General features: G+C 72.5%; 17 protein-coding genes. 8 read left to right on the top strand and 9 right to left on the bottom strand.

Going from position 1 to position 19,753, the window contains the following annotated elements:
- Positions 1 to 46: 46 nt before the first annotated feature.
- Positions 47 to 2,365, top strand: coding sequence for a choice-of-anchor Q domain-containing protein (locus tag VGX25_RS12770; RefSeq protein ID WP_326917917.1), 2,319 nt, complete (start codon positions 47 to 49; stop codon positions 2,363 to 2,365).
- A gap of 70 nt (positions 2,366 to 2,435) precedes the next feature.
- Here the strand turns inward: VGX25_RS12770 and VGX25_RS12765 are convergent, their stop codons facing one another.
- The 3 genes from VGX25_RS12765 to VGX25_RS12755 form a co-directional block, all read right to left on the bottom strand.
- Positions 2,436 to 3,623: an SPFH domain-containing protein gene (locus tag VGX25_RS12765; RefSeq protein ID WP_326917916.1), complete on the bottom strand. Its 1,188-nt coding sequence runs from the start codon at positions 3,621 to 3,623 to the stop codon at positions 2,436 to 2,438.
- Positions 3,624 to 3,739: 116 nt separating this feature from the next.
- Positions 3,740 to 4,168, bottom strand: coding sequence for an NfeD family protein (locus tag VGX25_RS12760; RefSeq protein WP_326917914.1), 429 nt, complete (start codon positions 4,166 to 4,168; stop codon positions 3,740 to 3,742).
- Positions 4,169 to 4,257: 89 nt separating this feature from the next.
- Complete coding sequence (locus VGX25_RS12755) at positions 4,258 to 5,070, bottom strand: DUF3097 domain-containing protein (protein ID WP_326917913.1); 813 nt, start codon at positions 5,068 to 5,070, stop codon at positions 4,258 to 4,260.
- A gap of 107 nt (positions 5,071 to 5,177) precedes the next feature.
- On the opposite strand from VGX25_RS12755, the gene VGX25_RS12750 reads away from it, so the two are divergent.
- Together VGX25_RS12750 and VGX25_RS12745 are read left to right on the top strand one after the other, a co-directional pair.
- Positions 5,178 to 5,702: a sigma-70 family RNA polymerase sigma factor gene (locus VGX25_RS12750; RefSeq protein ID WP_326917911.1), complete on the top strand. Its 525-nt coding sequence runs from the start codon at positions 5,178 to 5,180 to the stop codon at positions 5,700 to 5,702.
- Positions 5,699 to 6,289: a VOC family protein gene (locus VGX25_RS12745; protein WP_326917910.1), complete on the top strand. Its 591-nt coding sequence runs from the start codon at positions 5,699 to 5,701 to the stop codon at positions 6,287 to 6,289. The genes VGX25_RS12750 and VGX25_RS12745 overlap by 4 nt, the downstream gene beginning before the upstream one ends.
- On the opposite strand, the gene VGX25_RS12740 is transcribed toward VGX25_RS12745, so the two are convergent.
- Positions 6,282 to 7,232: a YafY family protein gene (locus VGX25_RS12740; RefSeq protein ID WP_326917909.1), complete on the bottom strand. Its 951-nt coding sequence runs from the start codon at positions 7,230 to 7,232 to the stop codon at positions 6,282 to 6,284. The genes VGX25_RS12745 and VGX25_RS12740 overlap by 8 nt on opposite strands.
- 61 nt (positions 7,233 to 7,293) lie before the next feature.
- On the opposite strand from VGX25_RS12740, the gene VGX25_RS12735 reads away from it, so the two are divergent.
- Entirely contained in the window at positions 7,294 to 8,454 is a 1,161-nt protein-coding gene (locus VGX25_RS12735; protein ID WP_326917908.1) for an epoxide hydrolase, read from the top strand.
- Here VGX25_RS12735 and VGX25_RS12730 read toward each other — a convergent pair.
- Both VGX25_RS12730 and VGX25_RS12725 read right to left on the bottom strand, forming a co-directional pair.
- Entirely contained in the window at positions 8,451 to 9,245 is a 795-nt protein-coding gene (locus VGX25_RS12730; protein ID WP_326917906.1) for an SCO1664 family protein, read from the bottom strand. The two genes, VGX25_RS12735 and VGX25_RS12730, sit on opposite strands and share 4 nt — an antisense overlap.
- 1 nt (position 9,246) lies before the next feature.
- Positions 9,247 to 9,816 (bottom strand): DUF3090 domain-containing protein, encoded by a 570-nt coding sequence (locus tag VGX25_RS12725; RefSeq protein ID WP_326917905.1) that lies wholly within the window; start codon positions 9,814 to 9,816, stop codon positions 9,247 to 9,249.
- Between the two features lie 79 nt (positions 9,817 to 9,895).
- On the opposite strand from VGX25_RS12725, the gene VGX25_RS12720 reads away from it, so the two are divergent.
- From VGX25_RS12720 to VGX25_RS12705, 4 genes are all read left to right on the top strand, one after another.
- Positions 9,896 to 11,845 carry a S9 family peptidase gene (locus tag VGX25_RS12720; protein WP_326917904.1) on the top strand — a complete coding sequence of 650 codons (1,950 nt, stop codon included), beginning with the start codon at positions 9,896 to 9,898 and terminating at the stop codon, positions 11,843 to 11,845.
- Positions 11,842 to 12,756 carry an LD-carboxypeptidase gene (locus VGX25_RS12715; RefSeq protein WP_326917903.1) on the top strand — a complete coding sequence of 305 codons (915 nt, stop codon included), beginning with the start codon at positions 11,842 to 11,844 and terminating at the stop codon, positions 12,754 to 12,756. Before VGX25_RS12720 ends, VGX25_RS12715 begins: the two co-directional genes overlap by 4 nt.
- A gap of 23 nt (positions 12,757 to 12,779) precedes the next feature.
- Positions 12,780 to 14,039, top strand: a complete 1,260-nt coding sequence (locus tag VGX25_RS12710; RefSeq protein WP_326917901.1) for an aminotransferase class V-fold PLP-dependent enzyme — start codon at positions 12,780 to 12,782, stop codon at positions 14,037 to 14,039.
- Positions 14,040 to 14,299: 260 nt separating this feature from the next.
- Positions 14,300 to 14,968, top strand: a complete 669-nt coding sequence (locus VGX25_RS12705; protein WP_326917900.1) for an allene oxide cyclase barrel-like domain-containing protein — start codon at positions 14,300 to 14,302, stop codon at positions 14,966 to 14,968.
- Here VGX25_RS12705 and mptB (VGX25_RS12700) read toward each other — a convergent pair.
- Genes mptB (VGX25_RS12700) through VGX25_RS12690 form a run of 3 tightly spaced genes read right to left on the bottom strand, consistent with a single transcriptional unit; the run spans position 14,893 to position 19,750 of the window.
- Positions 14,893 to 16,452, bottom strand: a complete 1,560-nt coding sequence (mptB, locus tag VGX25_RS12700) for a polyprenol phosphomannose-dependent alpha 1,6 mannosyltransferase MptB (protein ID WP_326917898.1) — start codon at positions 16,450 to 16,452, stop codon at positions 14,893 to 14,895. The two genes, VGX25_RS12705 and mptB (VGX25_RS12700), sit on opposite strands and share 76 nt — an antisense overlap.
- Positions 16,427 to 17,974: a polyprenol phosphomannose-dependent alpha 1,6 mannosyltransferase MptB gene (mptB, locus tag VGX25_RS12695; RefSeq protein WP_326917896.1), complete on the bottom strand. Its 1,548-nt coding sequence runs from the start codon at positions 17,972 to 17,974 to the stop codon at positions 16,427 to 16,429. The genes mptB (VGX25_RS12700) and mptB (VGX25_RS12695) overlap by 26 nt, the downstream gene beginning before the upstream one ends.
- Positions 17,975 to 18,022: 48 nt before the next feature.
- Positions 18,023 to 19,750 carry an ABC transporter ATP-binding protein gene (locus VGX25_RS12690; RefSeq protein ID WP_326917895.1) on the bottom strand — a complete coding sequence of 576 codons (1,728 nt, stop codon included), beginning with the start codon at positions 19,748 to 19,750 and terminating at the stop codon, positions 18,023 to 18,025.
- Positions 19,751 to 19,753 lie beyond the last annotated feature (3 nt).

Genomic DNA, 19,753 nt, shown 5'->3' with positions numbered 1-19,753 from the left:
TTGCCCGCTACCTTTCCGCCCTAACTCGCGGCAGAAGGGGAGCACCATGCGTCGAGCTTGGCGGTCAAGAACGCTCAGAATCCTCGGGGTCGGCGCCCTGGCGATGGGCGCCGGTCTGGTGGTGGTCTCCCCCGCCGAGGCGGCCCCGGTCGCCGACGCCACCGCGCTGCGGGCCGCGGTCACCGACCTCAACGGGGAAGGGCCGGCGGCCGAGATCGAGCTGGTGCCGGGCACGACCTACAGCCTTCCCGGCGACGCCGGGTGCGACGACGAGGACGACAACAAGTCCGGCGACCTGGACATCCGGCGCAGCCAGCCGTTGAAGATCTTCGCGCCGGCCGGCCAGGCGCCGGCCGTGCTCGACATGACGTGCGATCCGGCGAAGACCCCGGACCGGGTGATTCACGTGCGGGCGCCGGAACGGGCCAGCGCGGTCGGCAAGCTCACGCTGAGCAACGTCGTGATCAAGAACGGGCACGCGCCGAACGGTCCGGCGCTCGGGCGGAACCTGGGCGGCGGGGTGCTCAGCGGCGGCGACGTGGACCTGCTGAACGTCCGCTTCGAGAACAACACCGCGGGCGACGGCGGCCCCGGCGATGCCGGCGGCGGCAACGGCCGGGCCGGTGGCTCCGGCGGCGCGGTGGCCGCCTTCGGCGTGCTGTCGATCGACGGCAGCACCTTCACCGGCAACCGTGCCGGCGCCGGCGGCGCCGGGCTCGGCCTCGCCGACGGCAAGTGCACCGGCGCGGCCGGTGGCCACGGCGGGATCGGCGGGCACGGCGGCGCGGCGTTCTCGCTCGGCGGGCTGACCATCACCAACTCGACGTTCAGCGGCAACTCGTCCGGCAACGGCGGTGACGGCGGCGCGGGTGCGTGCGGCGCCATCGCGGACGGGCAGGCAGGTGGGGCCGGCGGCGACGGTGGTCCGTCCGGGCCCGGCGGCGCGGCGCTGTGCGGCGGGTTCGTCGCGGCCAACAACGACCTCCAGCCGATCCCCTGCTCCGGCAGGATGACCGTGCGCGGCTCGACCTTCGACGGCAACACGACCGGCAACGGGGGCGCGGGCGGCGCCGGCGGCAAGGGCGGGCTCGGCGCGGCCGGTGGCAACGGCGGTGACGGCGGGTCGTTCGAGCTCAACGGCCTCGGCGGGGCGATGGTGTTCATCGGGCGCAGCGCCGAGACCACGCTGCTGGTGGAGAACTCCACCATCGACGGCAACTCCTCCGGGACCGGCGGCGCCGGCGGCAACGGCGGGCCGGGTGGCGACCAGCCGCCGACGGGTGCGCCGGCGGGCAACGGCGGCAACGCCGGGGACGGCGGCCGGGGCGGCACGGCCGGTGCGATCGTCGCCGGGTTCACCGACGACGACATCAAGGCCGAGGTGGCCCAGCTGGTGCACGTGACGATCACTGAGAACGGCGGCGGGGGCGGCGGCGGTCAGCCGGGGCAGGCCGGTCCGGCCGGTAGCGGTGGCGGCGGCGACGCCGTGGTGGCGGCCGCGGCCCCGGGCCAGGCCGGCGAGGCGGGCGACTCCGGTGGCGGCAGCGTGGGGATCTTCGGCGTGTGGGCCAGCGTGTCCACCGTGATCGGCACGACGGCCGCGAGCACCGACGGGCCCGACTGCTTCACGCCGGCGAAGCGCTCGGAGTTCAGCCGGTCCACCGACGCCGACGTCTGCGGCTTCGCCGACGGCAGCACGCTGGCCTTCGACACGTTCGGGCTCGGCGCCCTGGCGAGCAACGGCGGGCCGACCAGGACGCGGCTGCCGGCCGCGACCAGCTCGCTGGTGGACAAGGTGACCGGAGTCAACGGTCAGCTCGCCTCCGACCAGCGTGGCGTCGGCCGGCCGCAGGCAGCCGGCGCCGACATCGGCGCGGTCGAGTTGCAGCTGATCGACATGGTGGTGACCAAGTCGGCCTCGGCGACCAGCGTTCCCGCCGGCACCGCGGTGACGTTCACGATCACCGCCAAGAACGTCGGCACGAGCAGCCCGCAGCCGGGCGTCACGGTCGACGACCCGAACTGCTCGGCGGTGTCGGCGGCGTCCGGCGACGCCAACACCAACGACACGCTCGACCCCGGCGAGACGTTCAGCTACACCTGCACGGCGACGCCCACCGAGGTCGGCACGTTCACCAACACCGCGACGGTGAAGATCACCGACGGCGCCGGCGGCGAGATCAGCCGCACGGCCAGCGTCGACGTCGAGGTGACCGCGGCCGCCGGCACTCCCCCGCTGGCCAAGACCGGCGCCAACAACCCCGCCCCGGAGCTGCTGACCGGCGTCGGCCTGCTCGCCGGCGGCGTGGTGCTGGTGCTGCTCGGCCGGCCCCGGCGGATCAAGACCCAGCCCTCGACGAGGTAGAGCCCCGGGTCAGGTGTCGTGAGTCCTTTCTGGTGCCACATAGGCCCAGGAAGGACTCACGACACCCTTTTCAGCGCTCGTCGTCGGGCAGGTCGGGCGGGGAGAGGGCGGAGCGGGAGCCGCCGAGCGCGGCCGAGGTGGACCGGCCGGCGGCGGCGATCGGGCTGGGGACCTCCTGGCGGGCGACCGCCTCGGCCTCGCGGACGGCCTGGGCGACCTTGGGGTCGGTGGAGGTGTCGAACCAGCCGGCGACGGCGGCCTCGTCCTCCTCGGGGCGGGCCGGGGGCTCGTAGGCGGGCGGCTCGTAGCGGAACACGCCGTCCTCGCCGGGCGCGCCGAGCATGCGGGCGAAGCCTTCGAGGGCCTTGCCGTAGTCCGAGGGGACCAGCCAGACCTTGTTGGCGTCGCCCTGGGCCATCTGCGGCAGGGTTTGCAGGTACTGGTAGGCGAGCACCTCGGGGGTCGGGCGGGCGGCTTTGATCGCGTTGACCACCTTCTCGATGGCCTTGGCCTGGCCCTGCGCCTGCAGGTAGCGGGCGGCGCGCTCACCCTGGGCACGCAGGATGCGGGACTGGCGCTCACCCTCGGAGGCCAGGATGGCGGCCTGCTTGGCGCCCTCGGCCGACAGGATCTGGCTCTGCTTCTGGCCTTCCGCGGTCTTGATCGCCGCTTCCCGGGAACCCTCGGCGGTGAGGATCATGGCGCGCTTCTCCCGGTCGGCGCGCATCTGCTTCTCCATGGAGTCCTGAATGGACGGTGGAGGGTCGATGGCCTTGAGCTCGACCCGGGCTACCCGGATCCCCCAGCGGCCGGTGGCCTCGTCAAGGACGCCGCGCAGCTGCTGGTTGATCGAGTCGCGGGAGGTCAGCGTCTCCTCCAGGCTCATGCCACCGACCACGTTGCGCAGCGTGGTGGTGGTCAGCTGCTCGACACCCACGATGTAGTTGGAGATCTCGTACACCGCGGCGCGCGAGTCGGTCACCTGGAAGTACACGACGGTGTCGATGGACACGGTCAGGTTGTCCTGGGTGATCACCGGCTGCGGGGGGAACGACACGACCTGCTCGCGGAGGTCGATGCGGGCCCGCACCTTGTCCAGGAACGGCATCAGGAAGTTCAACCCCGGCTCGGCGACCGTGCGGAACCGACCGAGGCGCTCGATCACGGCGGACTGCGCCTGCGGGATCACCAGGATCGACTTGACCACGATGATCGCCACCAGCAGCACTCCGATGGCGACGATGATGAGGACGGCCAAGGTTTCCTCCACTCAGGACGTGGTGTGTGCCGCGGAAGTAGACCACACCGGCCGGCTACCCGCAGGCATGCACGACCGGGGACGCGGTGGGGAGATGGCGGGCGGGAAGAACACGGTCAGATCGTCTCGGCCCACACGATCGCCGTGGCGCCGGCGATCTCCATGACGGTCACCGAGGTGCCCGGCTCGATCACCTGCTTCTCGTCGAACGCCCGGGCCGACCACACCTCGCCGTTCAGCTTCACCTGGCCGCCGTGCTCGTCCACTGTGGACAACGCGACGGCCTTGCCGCCGATCAGCGCCTGGACGTTGTCGGGCACGATCGCCCCGTGGAACCGGGCCTTGAGCCACGGCCGGGCGAAGGTGACCAGCCCGATCGACGAGAGCGCGAAGATGATCAGGCTGACGAACGTGTTGCCGAACAGCACCTCGCCCAGCGCCGCGCTCAGCGCCCCTATGCCCAGCATGAGCAGGAAGAAGTCGCCGGAGAGGATCTCGGCTGCGACCAGCACGATTCCGCCGATCAGCCAGATGAGCGCGGCCATGACTCTATGTTCTCAGAAAGCAACGCTCCGGCGATACGGGGACGCGGTGGGGGACGGCGGGCGGGTGGGTTCAGTGACCCATGGCGTCCTCAGGACTCCGGCTCGGTGACGAAGTCGATCAGCCGCTCGACGGCGCCGATCAGCGGGGTCTCCAGGTCGCGGAAGCTGGTCACGCCGGCCAGCACCCGCCGCCAGCCGTCGGCCGGGTCGCCCCAGCCGAGCGCCGCGCAGATGCCCTCCTTCCACGGCACGCCCCGTGGCACCCGCGGCCAGGCGGCGATGCCGACCGCGGCGGGCCGCACCGCCTGCCAGATGTCGACGTAGGGGTGCCCGGTCACCAGGACGTTCGGATCGGCGAGCCGTTCGGTGATGCGAGCCTCCTTGCTGTCGGCCACCAGGTGGTCGACCAGCACGCCCAGCCGGCGGCCCCGCCCGGTGCCGAACTCGGCGACCCGGTCGGCGAGCTCGTCGATGCCGTGCAGCGGCTCCACCACGACGCCCTCCACCCGCAGGTCGTGCCCCCAGACCCGCTCGACCAGCTCGGCGTCGTGCCGTCCCTCGACCCAGATCCGGCTGTCCCGCGCGGTTCTGGCCCGGACCCCGGCCACCCGGACCGAGCCGGACGCGGACAGCCTTGCGGCCGCCGGCGGCGTACGCGCCGGGCGGACCAGCGTCACCGGCTTGCCGTCGACCAGGAACCCGGCCGGGGTGAGCGGGAACAGCCGGCGCCGGCCGTGCCGGTCCTCGAGCACCACGTTGCCCTGCTCGAAGCCGACGACGGCGCCGCAGAACCCGCTGCCCGGGTCCTCGACCACGAGCCCCGGCTCGGCGGTGATCTCCGGAACGGCCCGTCGCGGCCGGCGGCCGGCGAGCACATCGCGGCCGTAGTCCTGGAAGCGCACGGCTGGCAACGGTAGGCGAGGCCGGCCCGCCGGGGTCCGCGACTCGCCGGAGGAGAATTTCTCGGGTTGCCCGTCGGAGTGTGTCCCGTTCGGACGACGATAGGGACGTGAGCACGCAACCCGGCGTGCGGCCCGACCCGGCTTTCGGGCTGCTGGAGCTGTACGACGAGGCGTTGCCGCACGTCTACGGCTACCTGCTGGCCCGGTGCGGGGAGCGGTCGCTCGCCGAGGATCTCACCGCGGAGACCTTTCTCGCGGCGGTGAGCGCGGTGCGCAAGCCCGACGCGCCGGAGCTGTCGATCGGCTGGCTGATCGGTGTGGCCCGGCACAAGCTGGCCGACCACTGGCGGCGGGTCGAGCGCGAGCAGCGCGGGCTGCGGGTGCTGGAGGGCGATCCGGACCCGGTCGAAGACCCGTGGGAGGTCAAGCTCGACGCGATCCGGGCCAGGGCCGCGCTGGCCGAGCTCGGCGCGCACCACCGGGCCGCGCTGACGTTGCGGTACCTCGACGGGCTGCCGGTGCCCGAGGTGGCCGCGCACCTCGGCCGGACGGTGCACGCCACCGAGGCGCTGCTGGTCCGGGCCCGCAACGCGTTCCGCCGGGTCTACACGGGAGAGGAGGGCCGGCCATGACCGATCCGCTGGACGCCCTCCGCGCGCCCGTCGAGCCGGTGGATCCCGATCCGGCCTTCGCGCTGCGGCTGCGCGAGCGGCTGCGGCAGGCGGTACTGAACCCAGAAGGAGGAGCCATGACCGAAACCGTTGCGGCGACCCAGGATCTGGACTGGGGGCCGGCCCTGTCGCCGTACATCGTCGTGTCCGACGCCCGCGCGGCCATGGACTGGTACGTGGAGGTGCTCGGTGCGAAGCGGCGCGGCGAGATGTACATCAACGAGGACGGCACCGTCGGGCACGCCGAGGTCCGCATCGGCGACGCGGTGCTGATGTTCGCCGAGGCGTCCGAGCTGTGGCCCGACGTGCCGGTCGCTCCCCCGCCCGCGACACCGTCGACGCACAGCCACACCCTGCACCTGCAGGTGTCCGATGTGGACGGTATGACGCGGCGCGCGGCCGAGCGCGGAGCGACCGTCGAGCGGGAGCCGACCGATCAGCCGTACGGGCGGGGCTCGGTGATCGTCGACCCGTTCGGCCACCGCTGGATGCTGCTCAAGCCGCCGTGGCGGACCACCGACACCGGCACGGCGACATCGTCTACGTGACCGATCGACTGAACATGCCGGCCAGCGTGCGCACCTGCTCGATCAGCTCCGGCGGCTCGAGCACGGTGAACTCGAAGCCGATCCGGGCCAGGTAGATCGGGATCACGCTCAGCTCGGGGCCGCCGACGTGCAGCACGCAGCTGTCCTCGTCGACGGCTTCGACCATCCCCGACGCCGGGGTCACCCGCTCGCGGACCCGCTCGGCCGGGGCGTGGACGACCACCTTGGCCCGGTAGGGATAGGGCGCGGAGGAGATCGCGCGGCTGACGTAGCCGGCGATGTCGGCCTCCGGCGGCTCGCGCGGGGTGAACCGGGCGCCGAGGCCGGGTGCGGCGGTGATCCGGTCCACCCGCAGCGTGCGCCAGTCGCCCCGGCCGGTGTCCCAGGCCAGCAGGTACCACAGCCGGCCCGTGCAGGCCAGCCGCGCCGGCTCGACGACCCGCCGGCTCGCGGTGCCCCCGGCGCTGCGGTAGTCGACGTGCAGGCGCTGGTGGTCGCGGCAGGCGGCGGCGATCGTGGTCAGGGTCTGCGGGTCGACGGCCGGGGCGCCGCCGGGCATCGGCACCACCGCCGACTGCAGCGCGTTGATCCGGCGGCGCAGCCGCGACGGCAGCACCTGCTCCAGCTTGGTCAGCGCGCGCACCGAGGTCTCCTCGATGCCGGCGATCGTGCCGCCCACCGCGGTGCGCAGGCCCATCGCGACGGCCACGGCCTCGTCGTCGTCGAGCACCAGCGGGGGCAGCGCGGTGCCGGACCCGAGCCGGTACCCGCCGGCCACCCCGGGCGTCGCGGCCACCGGATAGTCCAGCTCGCGCAGCCGCTCGACGTCCCGGCGGATCGTGCGCGGCGTGACCCCGAGCCGCTCGGCCAGCTCGGCGCCTGTCCAGTCCCGCCGGATCTGCAGCAGCGACAGCAGCTTCAGCAACCGGGCCGCGGTGTCCACGGGAGAATTCTCTCATCGATCGCGGACCGGTCCTGTCCGCAATCGCCGATAGCGTGAGCGCATGGCGAACAACAGCGAGATCCGACCCTTCCACATCGACGTCGCGCAGGCCGACCTCGACGAGCTGCACACGCGGCTGGCCAACACGCGGTGGCCGGCCACGCTGACCGGCGTCGGCTGGAACCGCGGGGTCCCGGTCGAGTACCTGGAGGAGCTGGCCGAGTACTGGCGCACCCGCTACGACTGGCGGGCGCACGAGAAGCGGCTCAACGACATCCCGCAGTTCACCACCGAGATCGACGGCCAGAGCATCCACTTCCTGCACGTCCGATCCCCCGAGCCGGACGCGCTGCCGTTGCTGCTTGCGCACGGCTGGCCGGGCTCGGTGATCGAGTTTCTGAAGGTGATCGGCCCGCTGACCGACCCCCGGTCGCACGGCGGCGACCCGGCCGACGCGTTCCATGTGGTGATCCCGTCGATGCCCGGGTTCGGCTTCTCCGGGCCGACCAGGGACGGCGGGTGGAGCAGCCGCCGGATGGCCGCCGCGTACGCCGAGCTGATGCGCCGCCTCGGCTACGAGCGCTACGGCGCCCAGGGCGGCGACTTCGGCGCGTTCGTCGCGCCCGACCTCGCCCGGGTCGACCGGGACGGCGTGGTCGGGGTGCACGTGAACGCGGCCACGTACGGCTTCATCCCGCTCGGCGAGGTCAGCGAGGAGGAGCGCGCCTCGCTGACCGAGGTGGAGCGGGCCCGGCTGGAACGGCTCACCAACTTCCTCAGCGAGGGCAACGGCTACTTCCAGATCCAGGCCACCCGGCCGCACACGGTGGCGTACGGGCTGACCGACTCGCCGGCCGGCCAGCTGGCGTGGATCGTCGACAAGTTCAAGGAGTGGACGCACCCGTCGAGCGGGCTGCCCGAGGAGTCGGTCGACCGCGACCACATGCTGACCAACGTCATGCTCTACTGGCTGACCGGGACCGCCGGCTCCGCGGCCCAGATCTACTACGAGAGCATGCACGCGCAGGAGTGGCCGACGCCGACCGACGTGCCGGTGGGAGTCGCCGTGTTCGCCGAGGACATCGCCATCCGCCGCTATGCCGAGCAGGCCAACAACATCGCGCACTGGTCGGACTTCGACACCGGCGGGCACTTCGCCGCGATGGAGGTCCCGGAGCTGCTCGTGGGTGACGTTCGGAAGTTCTTCCGCCCGCTGCGTTAGAACGCCGGCCAGGGGATTGCGCGCCAGTCGGAGGTGGGCATCGGGAAGACCGGGTCGGCGAGCAGGCCGTCGATCCGGTCTTCCAGCGCGCGGACCTCGGCGCGGGTGAGGTGCTCGGTCAGCCGCTCCCCCAGCCCGGCGTCGATGGCGGAGCGCAGCTTGCCGAACGCCTCGACGGCTTCGGCGGGCATCGGCTCGCCCACCCAGCCCCACAGCACCGTGCGCAGCTTGTGCTCGGCGTGCAGGCAGATCCCGTGGTCGACGCCGTACACCCGGCCGTCGGTGGCGTGCAGCACGTGCCCGCCCTTGCGGTCGGCGTTGTTGATCACGACGTCGAGGGCGGCGAGCAGGCACACGCTCGGGTGGTCGGCGTGGGCAAGGACGGCCGGATCGCCGAACCGGTCCCTGGCCCGCAGCACGCGCCGCCAGCCGGGCGGCACGTCCCGGGGGGTGAGCACGTCGACCAGGTCGTCGCCCTCCTTGGTGTCCACCCACAGCTGCACCATGCCGGGGCCGAACGGGCCGTCGCGGTAAACCGTTGGCGGCACCAGGTGCAGGCCGGCGGCCTCGGACACCAGGTAGGTCGCGACCTCCCGGCCGGCAAGCGTGCCGTCCGGGAAGTCCCACAGCGCGCGCTCCCCGCTGACCGGTTTGTACACGCATTTCGCCTCGGCGCCGGCCGAGCTGATGCCGCAGAACAGCGTGGTGTTCGACGCGTCGACCAGGCGGCCCTCCACCTCGATCCGGCCGCGGGCCACGAGCTCGATGGCGGCGGGATCCGTGGGCAGCACCTCAGTCGGACTCTCCGCCTCGGCGGTACCCGTTCTGCCGCGGGCACACGTGGCCGTCGGGGTCGAGCGGCTCGGCGCACAGCGGGCACGGCTTGCGCCCGGCCCGGACCACGCGGTCGGCCCGCTCGGCGAACGCCCTGGCCTTGGTCGGCGTGAGGAACACGCGCACCGCGTCCGGGCCCTCCTCGGTGTCGTCGAGCACGACGGACTCGTCGACCTCGCCCTCGGTCACCGCCAGCAGCTCGATCACCACCGCCCGGCTTTCGGAGTCCCAGCCCAGGCCCATCGTGCCCACCCGGAACTCCTCCTCAAGCGGGATCTCCAGCGGGTCGACGTCGAGCTGGTCCTCCGAGGGCTCCTCGGGCAGCTCGGCCCCGAACCGCCGGTGAACCTCCTCCAGGAGCGAGCCGATCCGTTCGGCGAGCACCGCTACCTGCTGCTTCTCCAGCGTGACGCTGACCGTCCGAGCGTCCTCGACGGCCTGCAGGTAGAACGTGCGGTCGCCGGGTTGCCCGACGGTGCCGGCGACGAACCGGTCGGGCTGGCGAAAGATGTGAATGACCCGAGCCATAGCACCTCCGACCCTAAGGCAATCGGCACTCCGGAGCAGGCTCGTTCTCGGTCTTCGCCGACCGGTTAGGGTCGTCGCCGTGACGAAGATCGCCGCCTACGGCACCTGGACCTCGCCGATCACCGCCGCCGACGCGGCCACGGCCCAACGCGGCGTCGGCTGGGTGAACCTGCGCGGCGGGTTCGTCTGGTGGACCGAGACCAGGCCGCAGGAGGGTGGCCGGGTCACGCTGCTGCGGGCCGAGCCCGGCGGCGCGGCGGTGGAGCTGCTGGCCGCGCCGTGGAACGTGCGCAACCGCGTGCACGAGTACGGCGGCCGGCCCTGGACCCCGGTGGACACCCCGGCCGGCCCGCGGGTGGCGTTCACCGACTGGGCGGACCAGCGGGTGTACCTGTTCGACCCGGACGGTGGCGAGCCGGAGCCGATCAGCCCGGCGCCCGAGCGGGAGCACGGCATCCGCTACGCCGATCTGTCGGCCGGGCCGGGTGGCACGCACGTCTGGTGCGTGCGCGAGACGGTCACCGGGGACCGGCCCACCGACATCCGGCGGGACCTGGTCGCGCTGCCGGTCTCCGGCGGTGCGGTCGTCCGGCTGACCGCCAGCCACCACTTCATGACCGGTCCGAAGGTGAGCCCGGACGGGCGGCACGCGGCCTGGATCGGCTGGGACCACCCGCGGATGCCGTGGGACGGAACCGAGCTGTGCGTCGCGCAGATCGAGCCCGGCGGGGAGTTCGGACCGCACCGGGTGCTGGCCGGCGGGCCGGCGGAGAGCGTCTGCCAGGTCGAGTGGGACGGTCCGGACGCCGTGCTGGCGCTGACCGATCCGGACGGCTGGTGGAACCTGCACCGGTTCGGCCTGGACGGCACGGGCCGGAACCTGGCGCCGTGCACCGAGGAGCTGGGCGGCCCGATGTGGCAGCTCGGCTGGCGGTGGTTCACGCCGCTGGGCGGTGGCCGGCACGCCGTCCTGCGCTCAGGGCGGCTCGCGATCCTCGACGAGCACGGCGGGACCGTGACCGACGTGGCCACCGACCGTCCCGTGTGGACGCCGGATCTGACGGCGACCGGCGAGGTCGTGGTGGCGCCGGCCGGTGGGCCGACCCGCGGCACGGCGATCGTGTCGCTGGATCTGGCCACCGGCCGGCTCGCCGAGGTCAGCAGCCCGGCCGCCAACCTGCCGGACGAGCGCTACCTGCCCGTGCCCGAGGAGCGGCGCTTCACTGACCACAGTGGACACTCCATTCCGGCCTACGTGTACCTGCCGAGAAATCCCGATTTCGCCGGCCCGGATGGCGAGCGTCCGCCGTTCGTCGTGCACGCGCACGGCGGGCCCACCGGGAAGTTCTCCCCGACGCTGAGCCTGGATCTTGCCTACTTCACCAGCCGGGGCATCGGCGTGGTCGCGGTGAACTACGGCGGCTCGTCCGGTTACGGGCGCGCCTTCCGGGAGCTGCTCTACGAGCAGTGGGGCGTGGTGGACGTGCGGGACTGCGCCACGGTGGCCGCCGAGCTGGCCAGGACCGGCGTGGCGGATCCGGCGCGGCTGGCGATCCGCGGTGGCAGCGCGGGCGGTTGGACCGCGGCGGCGTCGATGACCACTGTGGACACCTACCGGTGTGGCACGATCATGTTCCCGGTCCTTGACCTGATCACATGGAACCACGAGGGCGGCCAGACCCACGACTTCGAGTCCCGGTACGACGAGCGGCTCGTCGGCGCCCTGCCCGAGCACGCCGACCGCTACGTCGAGCGCTCCCCCATGAACCACATCGACACGCTGGCCGGTCCGGTGCTCCTGCTGCAGGGTCTGGAAGATCAGGTGTGCCCGCCGGAGCAGGCCGACCGGTTCGTGGCCAGCCTGGACGGCAGCGGGATCCCGCACGCCTACCTGGCCTTCGAGGGCGAGCAGCACGGGTTCCGCCGGGCGGAGACCATCGAGGCGGCGCTGCAGGCGGAGTTGTCGTTCTACGGCCAGGTGCTCGGCTTCACCCCGCCCGGCATCCCGGAGCTGGAACTGCGCCGGTGAGCACGCGGCCGCGCCGGTTGGCGCCGGGTGACCGGGTCGCCGTGGTGGCGCCGGCCGGGCCGGTCGACGCCGCGCGGCTGGACCGCGGGGTGGCGGTGCTCGAGGCCTGGGGACTGCGGGTGGACGTCGGCAGGCACGTGCTCGGCCGGCACCCCAAGCTGCCGTACCTGGCCGGCGGCGACGCCGACCGGGCGGCCGATCTGCAGCGGGCGTGGTGCGATCCGGGTGTGGCCGCGGTGATCTGCGCCCGCGGCGGCTACGGCTGCCTGCGCATGGTGGACCTGCTGGACTGGGACGCGATGGCCGCGGCGGGGCCCAAGGCGCTCGCCGGGTCGAGCGACGTCACGACCCTGCACGAAGCGATCCGCGCGCACCTGGGCGTGGTCACGCTGCTCTCCCCCATGATCGCCGGTGACCTGTTCGACCCGGTGGCCCAGGATCACCTGCGCCGCATGCTGTTCGAGCCGGAGCGGGCGCTCACGCTGACCGGCCCGGCCGCCGCCACGCTTGAGCACGGGACGGCCGAGGGCGTCCTCGTCGGCGGCAACCTCAGCCTGCTCGTGGCCGGGTTGGCCGCGCCGGACGCTCCCCCGCCGCCGGAGGGCGCGATCATGGTGCTGGAGGACGTGACCGAGCCGCCGTACCGGCTGGACCGGATGATCACCCAGCTGCTCCGGGCCGGCTGGTTCACCGCCGTCTCCGGGATCGCGCTCGGCTCGTGGACCGGCTGCGGCGAACCGTCCGATGTGTATGACGTGATGGCGGATCTCCTTGGCTCCCTTGGCATCCCGACGATCTGGGAGCTCGGCTTCGGGCACTGTCCCTGCTCGCCGACGATCCCGCTCGGCGCACCGGCGAGGCTCGACGCCGACGCAGGCACGCTCACCCTGCGGCAACCGGCCCTGTCGTGAGCCTTGCGGGATACCGTGGAGGCATGGTCAGGCTTGGGCGGCGGGCGGTGCTGGGGGCCGGGCTTGCGTCCGGGGTCGGGGTGCTTGCCGGATGCACGGACAACGCCGGCCCGGCGCAACCGTTGTTCAACCCCAACGACTGGGACTCGGTGCGGGCGCAGTTTCCGTTGAACGCCGAGCTGGCGCACTTCGCGGCGTTCGTGCTCGCCGCGCACCCGGCGCCGGTGCGCGAGGCGATCGAGCGGCACCGGGCCGGGCTGGACGCCGACACGCATGGATACCTGCGTCGGGACACTGAGCTCGAGCGGCAGGCCCGCGAGGCGGCGGCGGCCTACCTCGGCGCCGTCCCCGGCGAGATCGCGCTGACCGACAGCACCACGATGGGCATGGGGCTGCTGTGCGGCGGGCTGAAGCTGTTGCCCGGCCAGGACGTGCTGACCACCGAGCACGACTTCTTCGGCACCCACGAGGCGCTGCGCCTGATGTCCGAGCGCACCGGCGCGCCGGTGCGGCGGGTCGCGCTCTACGACGACCCGGCCGCGGCCACCGAGGGCGACATCGTGGCGCGGCTGCGGGACGGGATCGCCCCGCGCACCCGGGTCGTGGTGATCACCTGGGTGCACTCGAGCACCGGCGTCCGGCTGCCGGTCAAGGCCATCGCCGCGATGCTGGCCGAGGTGAACGCCGGCCGGGATCCCGCCGACCGGGCGCTGCTGTGGGTCGACGGGGTGCACGGCTTCGGCGCGGTGGACACCACGGTCACCGAGCTCGGCTGCGACTTCCTGACCACCGGCACGCACAAGTGGCTGTTCGGCCCGCGCGGCACCGGGCTGGTGTGGGGCCGGGCCTGGGACGCCGTCGGCCCGGTGATCCCGAGCTTCTCCGATCGGGGCACTCCCGGCGGGGCCGCGACCCCGGGCGGCTACCACTCCTTCGAGCACCGCTGGGCGCTCACCGAGGCGTTCCAGTTCCACCAGAGCATCGGGCGGGACCGGATCGCCGATCGGATCCGGGTTCAGGTCGCCCGCCTCAAGGAGGGCCTGGCCGGCATCCCGACCGTCAAGTTGATCACGCCGATGGACCCGGCGCTGTCCGCCGGCCTGGTGATGTGCTCGCTGGCCGGGATGAGCCCCGGGGTGGCCGTGCGGCGGCTGCGCGACGAGCACCGGATCGTGGCCAGCGTGACCCCGTACGACGACCCCTTTCTGCGCTTCGGCCCGAGCATCGTCACCACGCCGGAGCAGGTCGACCAGGCGGTGCAGGCCGTCGCGGCGCTGCGCTGACCGCATTCCACGTTGCCCCAGAAAGTGCAGTGTTTTCCAATTGGCGGGTATTTGTTCGGGCGGCCGCGAAAACATCGCGTGACATTGTTCTCGGGCCGTCACGGACGGGGGATCCGGCGGGCTCACTCTTTTGTTTTGGATCGCCGTCACGTGTCGTAGTCGTCGCTGGCAGCCGGGGTTGCCGATGATCGATTGATCCCTACTGTGTGTGTTGGCCACGTTCCGTGGCCGGACCTATTACGGAGGGAAAGGTCGATCACATGAAGCTCGTCATTCCGGGGGCGTTGGCCGTTCTGCCGGCGGCGGCGCTGATCACGGTGGCGTCGGCGACCATCGCTACGGCGGCACCGCAGGCCGACCCGCTGGTGGACGCCACCGCGACGATCAAGAGCACCACGTTCACCGCGGAGCTGGAGGAAGGCGCGCCGTTCACGGCGAGCCTGTCGGTCGTCGACAACCTGACCGGTTACGAGGGCGACGGCTCCAGCGAATGTGCCGTCGTCAGCAAGGACGACAGCGGGATGCTGTCCCAATGTGTGGCGATCCTGCGGCTGGAGAACGGCGAGGTCCACATCAGCGGTCTGGTGTCGGACGACGTGTCCACACCGAAGAAGGGTGCGGTGATCGGCGGTACCGGCGACTACAAGGACATCACCGGGGAAGCCGAGATCACCGTGACGGACGACGTGACGATCAACTTCACGGTACCGGGGTCCGAGGGTGCCGAGCCGGCGGAGGAGCCTGCCGAGGAACCCGCGGAAGAGCCGGTCGATGAACCCGTGGTGGACGAGCCCGTGGTCGACGAGCCGGTCGTCGATGAGCCCGTGGTCGACGAGGAGATTCCGGCCGTGGATCAGCCCGACGTGGAGACCCCGGAGGTGCCGGACGCGCCCGAGTCGGGCACCGTCGTCGGCCCCACCGGGCGCTGACGACCTCCGAGTCCCAACGGGTCGGGACGCACCAGCGACACCCCGGCCAGAACGGACAGGGCGATCGCCACGGCCATGAACGGCCACACGTAGAGCAGGGTCTCGCCGTCCGGCGAATACGGGACCACCAGGAACGCGGCGACCGCCACCATGATCGCGAGATGCCCGCGCCGCCAGGCGAGGCCGGCGGCGAGCACGAGGCTCCAGGTGAGGTACCAGGGCAGCGTGCTCGGCGACAGGACCGCCACGGCGAGTAGGGCGATGGCCGCCCGGCGGACGGCGTCCGGACCGCCGTCCCGGGCGAGCCACCACTGCCTGACCAGGATCGCCGCCAGCGCCGCCATGCCGAGCAGCCGGGTGACCGCCACGAAGTCGTACCGGCTCACGTCGGCGACGATGGCCGTGAGGGCGTGCAGCAACTCCCCCACCGCCGTCGACAGGGACAGCCAGTTCACGATCCTCGACGAGGCGCTGAGCATCGAGATCCAGCCCAGGTCCACCCTGGCGAGCACGGTGACCACCGCGAACACGGCGCCGACCGTGACCAGCGAGCCTGCCGCCGCCCTGGCGAACCCGCGCCAGCGCGTGGCGTCCAGGTGCCCGGTCCAGATCCACACCAGGAACGGCAGGGCGACCACGGCGGTGGCCTTGATCGCCACGGCAAGGGTCAGCAGTGCGATGCCCAGCAGGTGCCGCCGCTCGAGCACCAGCGCGGTGCCCGCCGCCAGCAGGCCGATCATGAGGACGTCGTTGTGCGGCCCGCCGATCAGGTGCACCACGGTCACCGGCCCTGCGATCGCCAGCCACGCCGCGACCGGCAGGTTCCCGCCAAGGTGCCGGACCAGCCTGGGCAGCGCCCACAGCAGCGGCACGATGCCCAGCGTCAGCACCAGCCGCATCAGGATCACACCGGCGAGCACGTTCGTCCCGGTGATCCACACGACGCCCTTGGCCAGCAGGATGAACAGCGGCCCGTACGGCGCCGGCGTGCCCATCCAGAACGGGTGCACCCCCGACACGAGCTCCGGCGAGTCGAGCACGGCGGGGCCGACCGCGTAGGGGTCGAGGCCGCGCAGCGTGATCGCCCCCTGCGCGAGGTAGGAGTAGACATCCCGGCTGAACAGGGCCGGCGCGACCAGCAGCGGCGCCGTCCAGCACGCCGCGGCCGCGAGCACCGGCCGGGTCCCCACCCGACCCGCCAGCACGTGCCGGCCGAGCCGCACCCAGGCCCAGAGCAGCAGTCCGAAGCCGGCGTAGACCATCAGCCCGGCCAGCATCCGGCCGTGCCCGAAGCGCAGCCAGGACAGCGGCCCGGTGCCAAGGACGGGGTCGGGCACGAGCACCGCCGCCGCACCGAGGCTTCCGGCCAGCATCAGCAGGCTGCCCGCGGTGCCGAGCGCGATCGTGCGCACCGGTGGGGGACCCGCGGACGCCGGACTTGCCGGTGCGCCGCCGGTCTCAGCGGTCAGCAGGGTGCGGGTCATCGGATTCGCGGTTCGACGAGAACAGCTTCAGCGGGTCGGGCCGCAGCAGTGACACTGCGGCCAGCACGGATATGCCCACCGCGCCGGCCATGAACAGCCAGTTGTAGAGCAGGTCGCGGCCCGCGGGCGAGTACGTGAGCACCAGGAACACGGCCAGCGCCACCAGCGCGGCCAGCTGCCGCCGGCTCCACCGCAGGCCAGCGGCGAGCACGAAACCCCAGGTCAGGTACCACGGCAGGGTCGCGGGCGAGAGGATCGCCACGGCGAACAGCGCGATGGCCGCCCGCCGCACCGCGTCCGGGCCGCCGTCCCGGGCCGCCCACCACTGCCGGGCCACGATCACGAGCAGCACCAGCCCGCCGAGAATCCGGGTGACCGTCACGAAATACGTCTTGTTCAGATCGCTGAAGAAGATCCCGGCCAGCGTGTGCAGGAACTCCCCCACCGCGGTCGGCAGCGACATCCAGTTGACGATCGCGCCCGGCGCGTCCAGCGCCGTGATCCATCCCAGGTCCACCCCGGACACCAGGGTGGCCGCCGCGAACGTGACCAGGAAGATCGTCACCGATGCCGTGACCGCCCTGGCGAAGTTGCGCCACCGGGTGGAGCTCAGGTGCCCGGCCCATACCCACACCAGGAACGGCAGCGCGACCACCGCGGTCGCCTTCACCGCCACCCCCAGCGTCACCAGCGCGATGCCCAGCACGTGCCGCCGGTCCAGCACCAGCACGGTGCCCGCCGCCAGCAGGCCGATCATGAGGACGTCGTTGTGCGGCCCGCCGATCAGGTGCACCACGGTCATCGGTCCGGCGACCGCCAGCCACACCGCGACCGGCAGCTTCCCGCCAAGGTGCCGCACCAGCCCCGGCAGCGCCCACAGCAGCGGCACGATGCCCAGCGTCAGCGCCAGCCGCATCAGGATCACGCCGGCGATCATGTTCGTCCCGGTGATCCACACGACGCCCTTGGCAAGCAGGATGAACAGCGGTCCGTACGGCGCCGGCGTGGTCTGCCAGAACGCGTCGACGTTCTCCACGATCGGCTGGATCTCCAGCACCCCGGGCCCCACCGTGTACGGATCCTGCCCGTGCAGCGGCAGCGTCCCGTACGCGATGTACAGGTACACGTCCCGGGTGAACAGGGCCGGCGCGATCAGCAGCGGCGCCGTCCAGCAGGCCGCCGCGAGCACCACCGGTCGCGTCCCGACCCGCCCGGCCAGCACATGCCGCCCCAACCGCACCCAGGACCACACCACAAGGCCGAATCCCAGGTACACGACCATCGTGGCCAGCATCTGCCCGTGCCCGTACCGGATCCACGACAGCGGCCCATTCCCCAGGATCGGGTCGTGCAGCAGGATCCCGCCCGCCCCAAGGGCGCCGAGCAGGATCAGCACACTCCCGACGGATCCGAGCAGGATCGTTCGGACCGGCAGCGGCGCACCGGTCTCCCCGTGATCGCCCGTACTGACGGACTGCGCTTCTGTCTCCACGTCTGACGACGCATCGGCGGTGGTGGCCATGGCGCCTTGAGATTACACAGTGCACTCGCCCTGTTTCCGCCCAACGGCCTATTGAACGTTCACGGTGCCGGAGTCCGGGAGGGCGGCGAGCAGGGAGCGGGTGTAACCGTGCCGGGGATTGGCGAGGACGTCGTCGACGGGGCCGACTTCGACGAGGGCGCCGCGGTACATGACGGCGACCCGGTCGGCGATGTTCCAGGCCAGGCCGAGGTCGTGGGTGATGACGAGGGCGGCGAGGTCGAGGCGGGCCCGCAGGCGCAGCAGGAGGGCGAGGATCTCGCCGCGCACGGAGGCGTCGAGGGAGGCGACGGGTTCGTCGGCGACGAGCAGGCGGGGCTCGAGGGCAAGGGCGCCGGCGATGACGACGCGCTGGCGCTGGCCGCCGGACAGCTCCTGCGGGAGGACCGGCATGAACTCCTCCGGCGGGCGCAGCTCGGCGTTGCGCAGGGCCTCGGCGACGCGCTCGTGCTCGTCGCCGGCGAGGCGGTGGATGCGCAGGCCCTCGGCGACGGCCTCGTAGACGGTGTGGCGGGGGTTGAGCGCGCTTGTCGGGTCCTGCAGGACGAGCTGGACCTGGCGGCGGTACGCGCGCAGGCCGCGGGAGGTGGTGGGGATGGGTTCGCCGGCGAAGATCACTTGCCCGGCGGTGGGTTTCTGGAGGCCGAGGATGGTGCGGGCGAGGGTGGTCTTGCCGGAGCCGGACTGGCCGACCAGGGCGACGATCTCACCCTCGTGCACGTCGAGCGAGACGCCGGCGACGGCGTGGGTGATCTCGCGGTGCCGGCCGTGGAACGTCACCCGCAGGTTGTCAACCCGCAGCAGCGGTGCTGTGGACACCTCCGCCACCTGTGGATGGCCGGCCGGATCTGGATCTTGTTGTCGGGGATCGGCGGTAAACTGCCCACGAACCCGCCCCCCACCCCATATCGGGGTGGGGGCTGGCTGTTGAGGGGTTGGCGAGGTGAGGGTGGCGGGGGCGTAGCGGTAGATCGGGTCGCCGACGGTGGGGAAGGCGGCGGCGAGGGCCTTGGTGTGGGGGTGTTGGGGGTCGCGGATCAGGGTGCGGGAGTCGCCCTCCTCGACGATCTCGCCCCGGTACATGATCGCGAGGCGGTCGCAGGTGGCGGCCAGGACGGCAAGGTCGTGGCTGATCATGATCAGGCCGAGGTGGTGCTCGGTGACGAGGCGGGTGAGGACCTCGAGGACCTGGGCCTGGACGATGACGTCGAGCGCGGTGGTCGGCTCGTCGGCGATGATCAGGCGGGGCCGGCAGGCAAGGGCCATGGCGATCATGACGCGCTGCTTCTGGCCGCCGGACAGCTCGTGCGGGTAGGCGTCGGCCTTGGCGGCGGGCAGTTCGACCTGGCCGAGGAGCTCGTTGACCCGGGCGCGGAGCGCGGGCGCGGACTGCGGGCCGGAGTGGTGGATGACGAGCGGCTCGGCGATCTGCTCGCCCACCTTGCGGACCGGGTTGAGGGCGTGCATCGCGCCCTGGAACACCACGGACGTGCTGGCCCACCGGACGGCCCGCAGGCGGCCCCAGGACATGGCGCCGACGTCCTCGCCGTCGAGCAGGATCTGGCCGGACACCGTGGCGGAGCGGGGCAGCAGGCGCAGCACCGACATGGCCAAAGTGGACTTTCCACAGCCGGACTCCCCGGCAAGGCCGAGCTTCTCGCCGCTGTCCAGGCGCAGGCTCACCCCCCGCACCGCCGGCACGCCGGTGCGGGCCCCGGCGTAGCTGACCGAGACGTCCCGGAACTCCAGCAAGCTCATCGG

The organism is Actinophytocola sp., from assembly GCF_035942955.1.
GTDB lineage: Bacteria > Actinomycetota > Actinomycetes > Mycobacteriales > Pseudonocardiaceae > DASYTH01.
This window is presented reverse-complemented; position numbering and strand designations above follow the sequence as displayed.

Bases quoted from the DNA above. Each gene is read 5' to 3' on its own strand.
- mptB (WP_326917898.1), bottom strand. From the start codon at position 16,452: ATGACCCGCACCCTGCTGACCGCTGAGACCGGCGGCGCACCGGCAAGT.
- mptB (WP_326917896.1), bottom strand. From the start codon at position 17,974: ATGGCCACCACCGCCGATGCGTCGTCAGACGTGGAGACAGAAGCGCAG.
- VGX25_RS12710 (WP_326917901.1), top strand. From the start codon at position 12,780: ATGGTCAGGCTTGGGCGGCGGGCGGTGCTGGGGGCCGGGCTTGCGTCC.
- VGX25_RS12735 (WP_326917908.1), top strand. From the start codon at position 7,294: ATGGCGAACAACAGCGAGATCCGACCCTTCCACATCGACGTCGCGCAG.
- VGX25_RS12725 (WP_326917905.1), bottom strand. From the start codon at position 9,816: ATGGCTCGGGTCATTCACATCTTTCGCCAGCCCGACCGGTTCGTCGCC.
- VGX25_RS12760 (WP_326917914.1), bottom strand. From the start codon at position 4,168: ATGGCCGCGCTCATCTGGCTGATCGGCGGAATCGTGCTGGTCGCAGCC.
- VGX25_RS12770 (WP_326917917.1), top strand. From the start codon at position 47: ATGCGTCGAGCTTGGCGGTCAAGAACGCTCAGAATCCTCGGGGTCGGC.
- VGX25_RS12705 (WP_326917900.1), top strand. From the start codon at position 14,300: ATGAAGCTCGTCATTCCGGGGGCGTTGGCCGTTCTGCCGGCGGCGGCG.
- VGX25_RS12690 (WP_326917895.1), bottom strand. From the start codon at position 19,750: ATGAGCTTGCTGGAGTTCCGGGACGTCTCGGTCAGCTACGCCGGGGCC.
- VGX25_RS12745 (WP_326917910.1), top strand. From the start codon at position 5,699: ATGACCGATCCGCTGGACGCCCTCCGCGCGCCCGTCGAGCCGGTGGAT.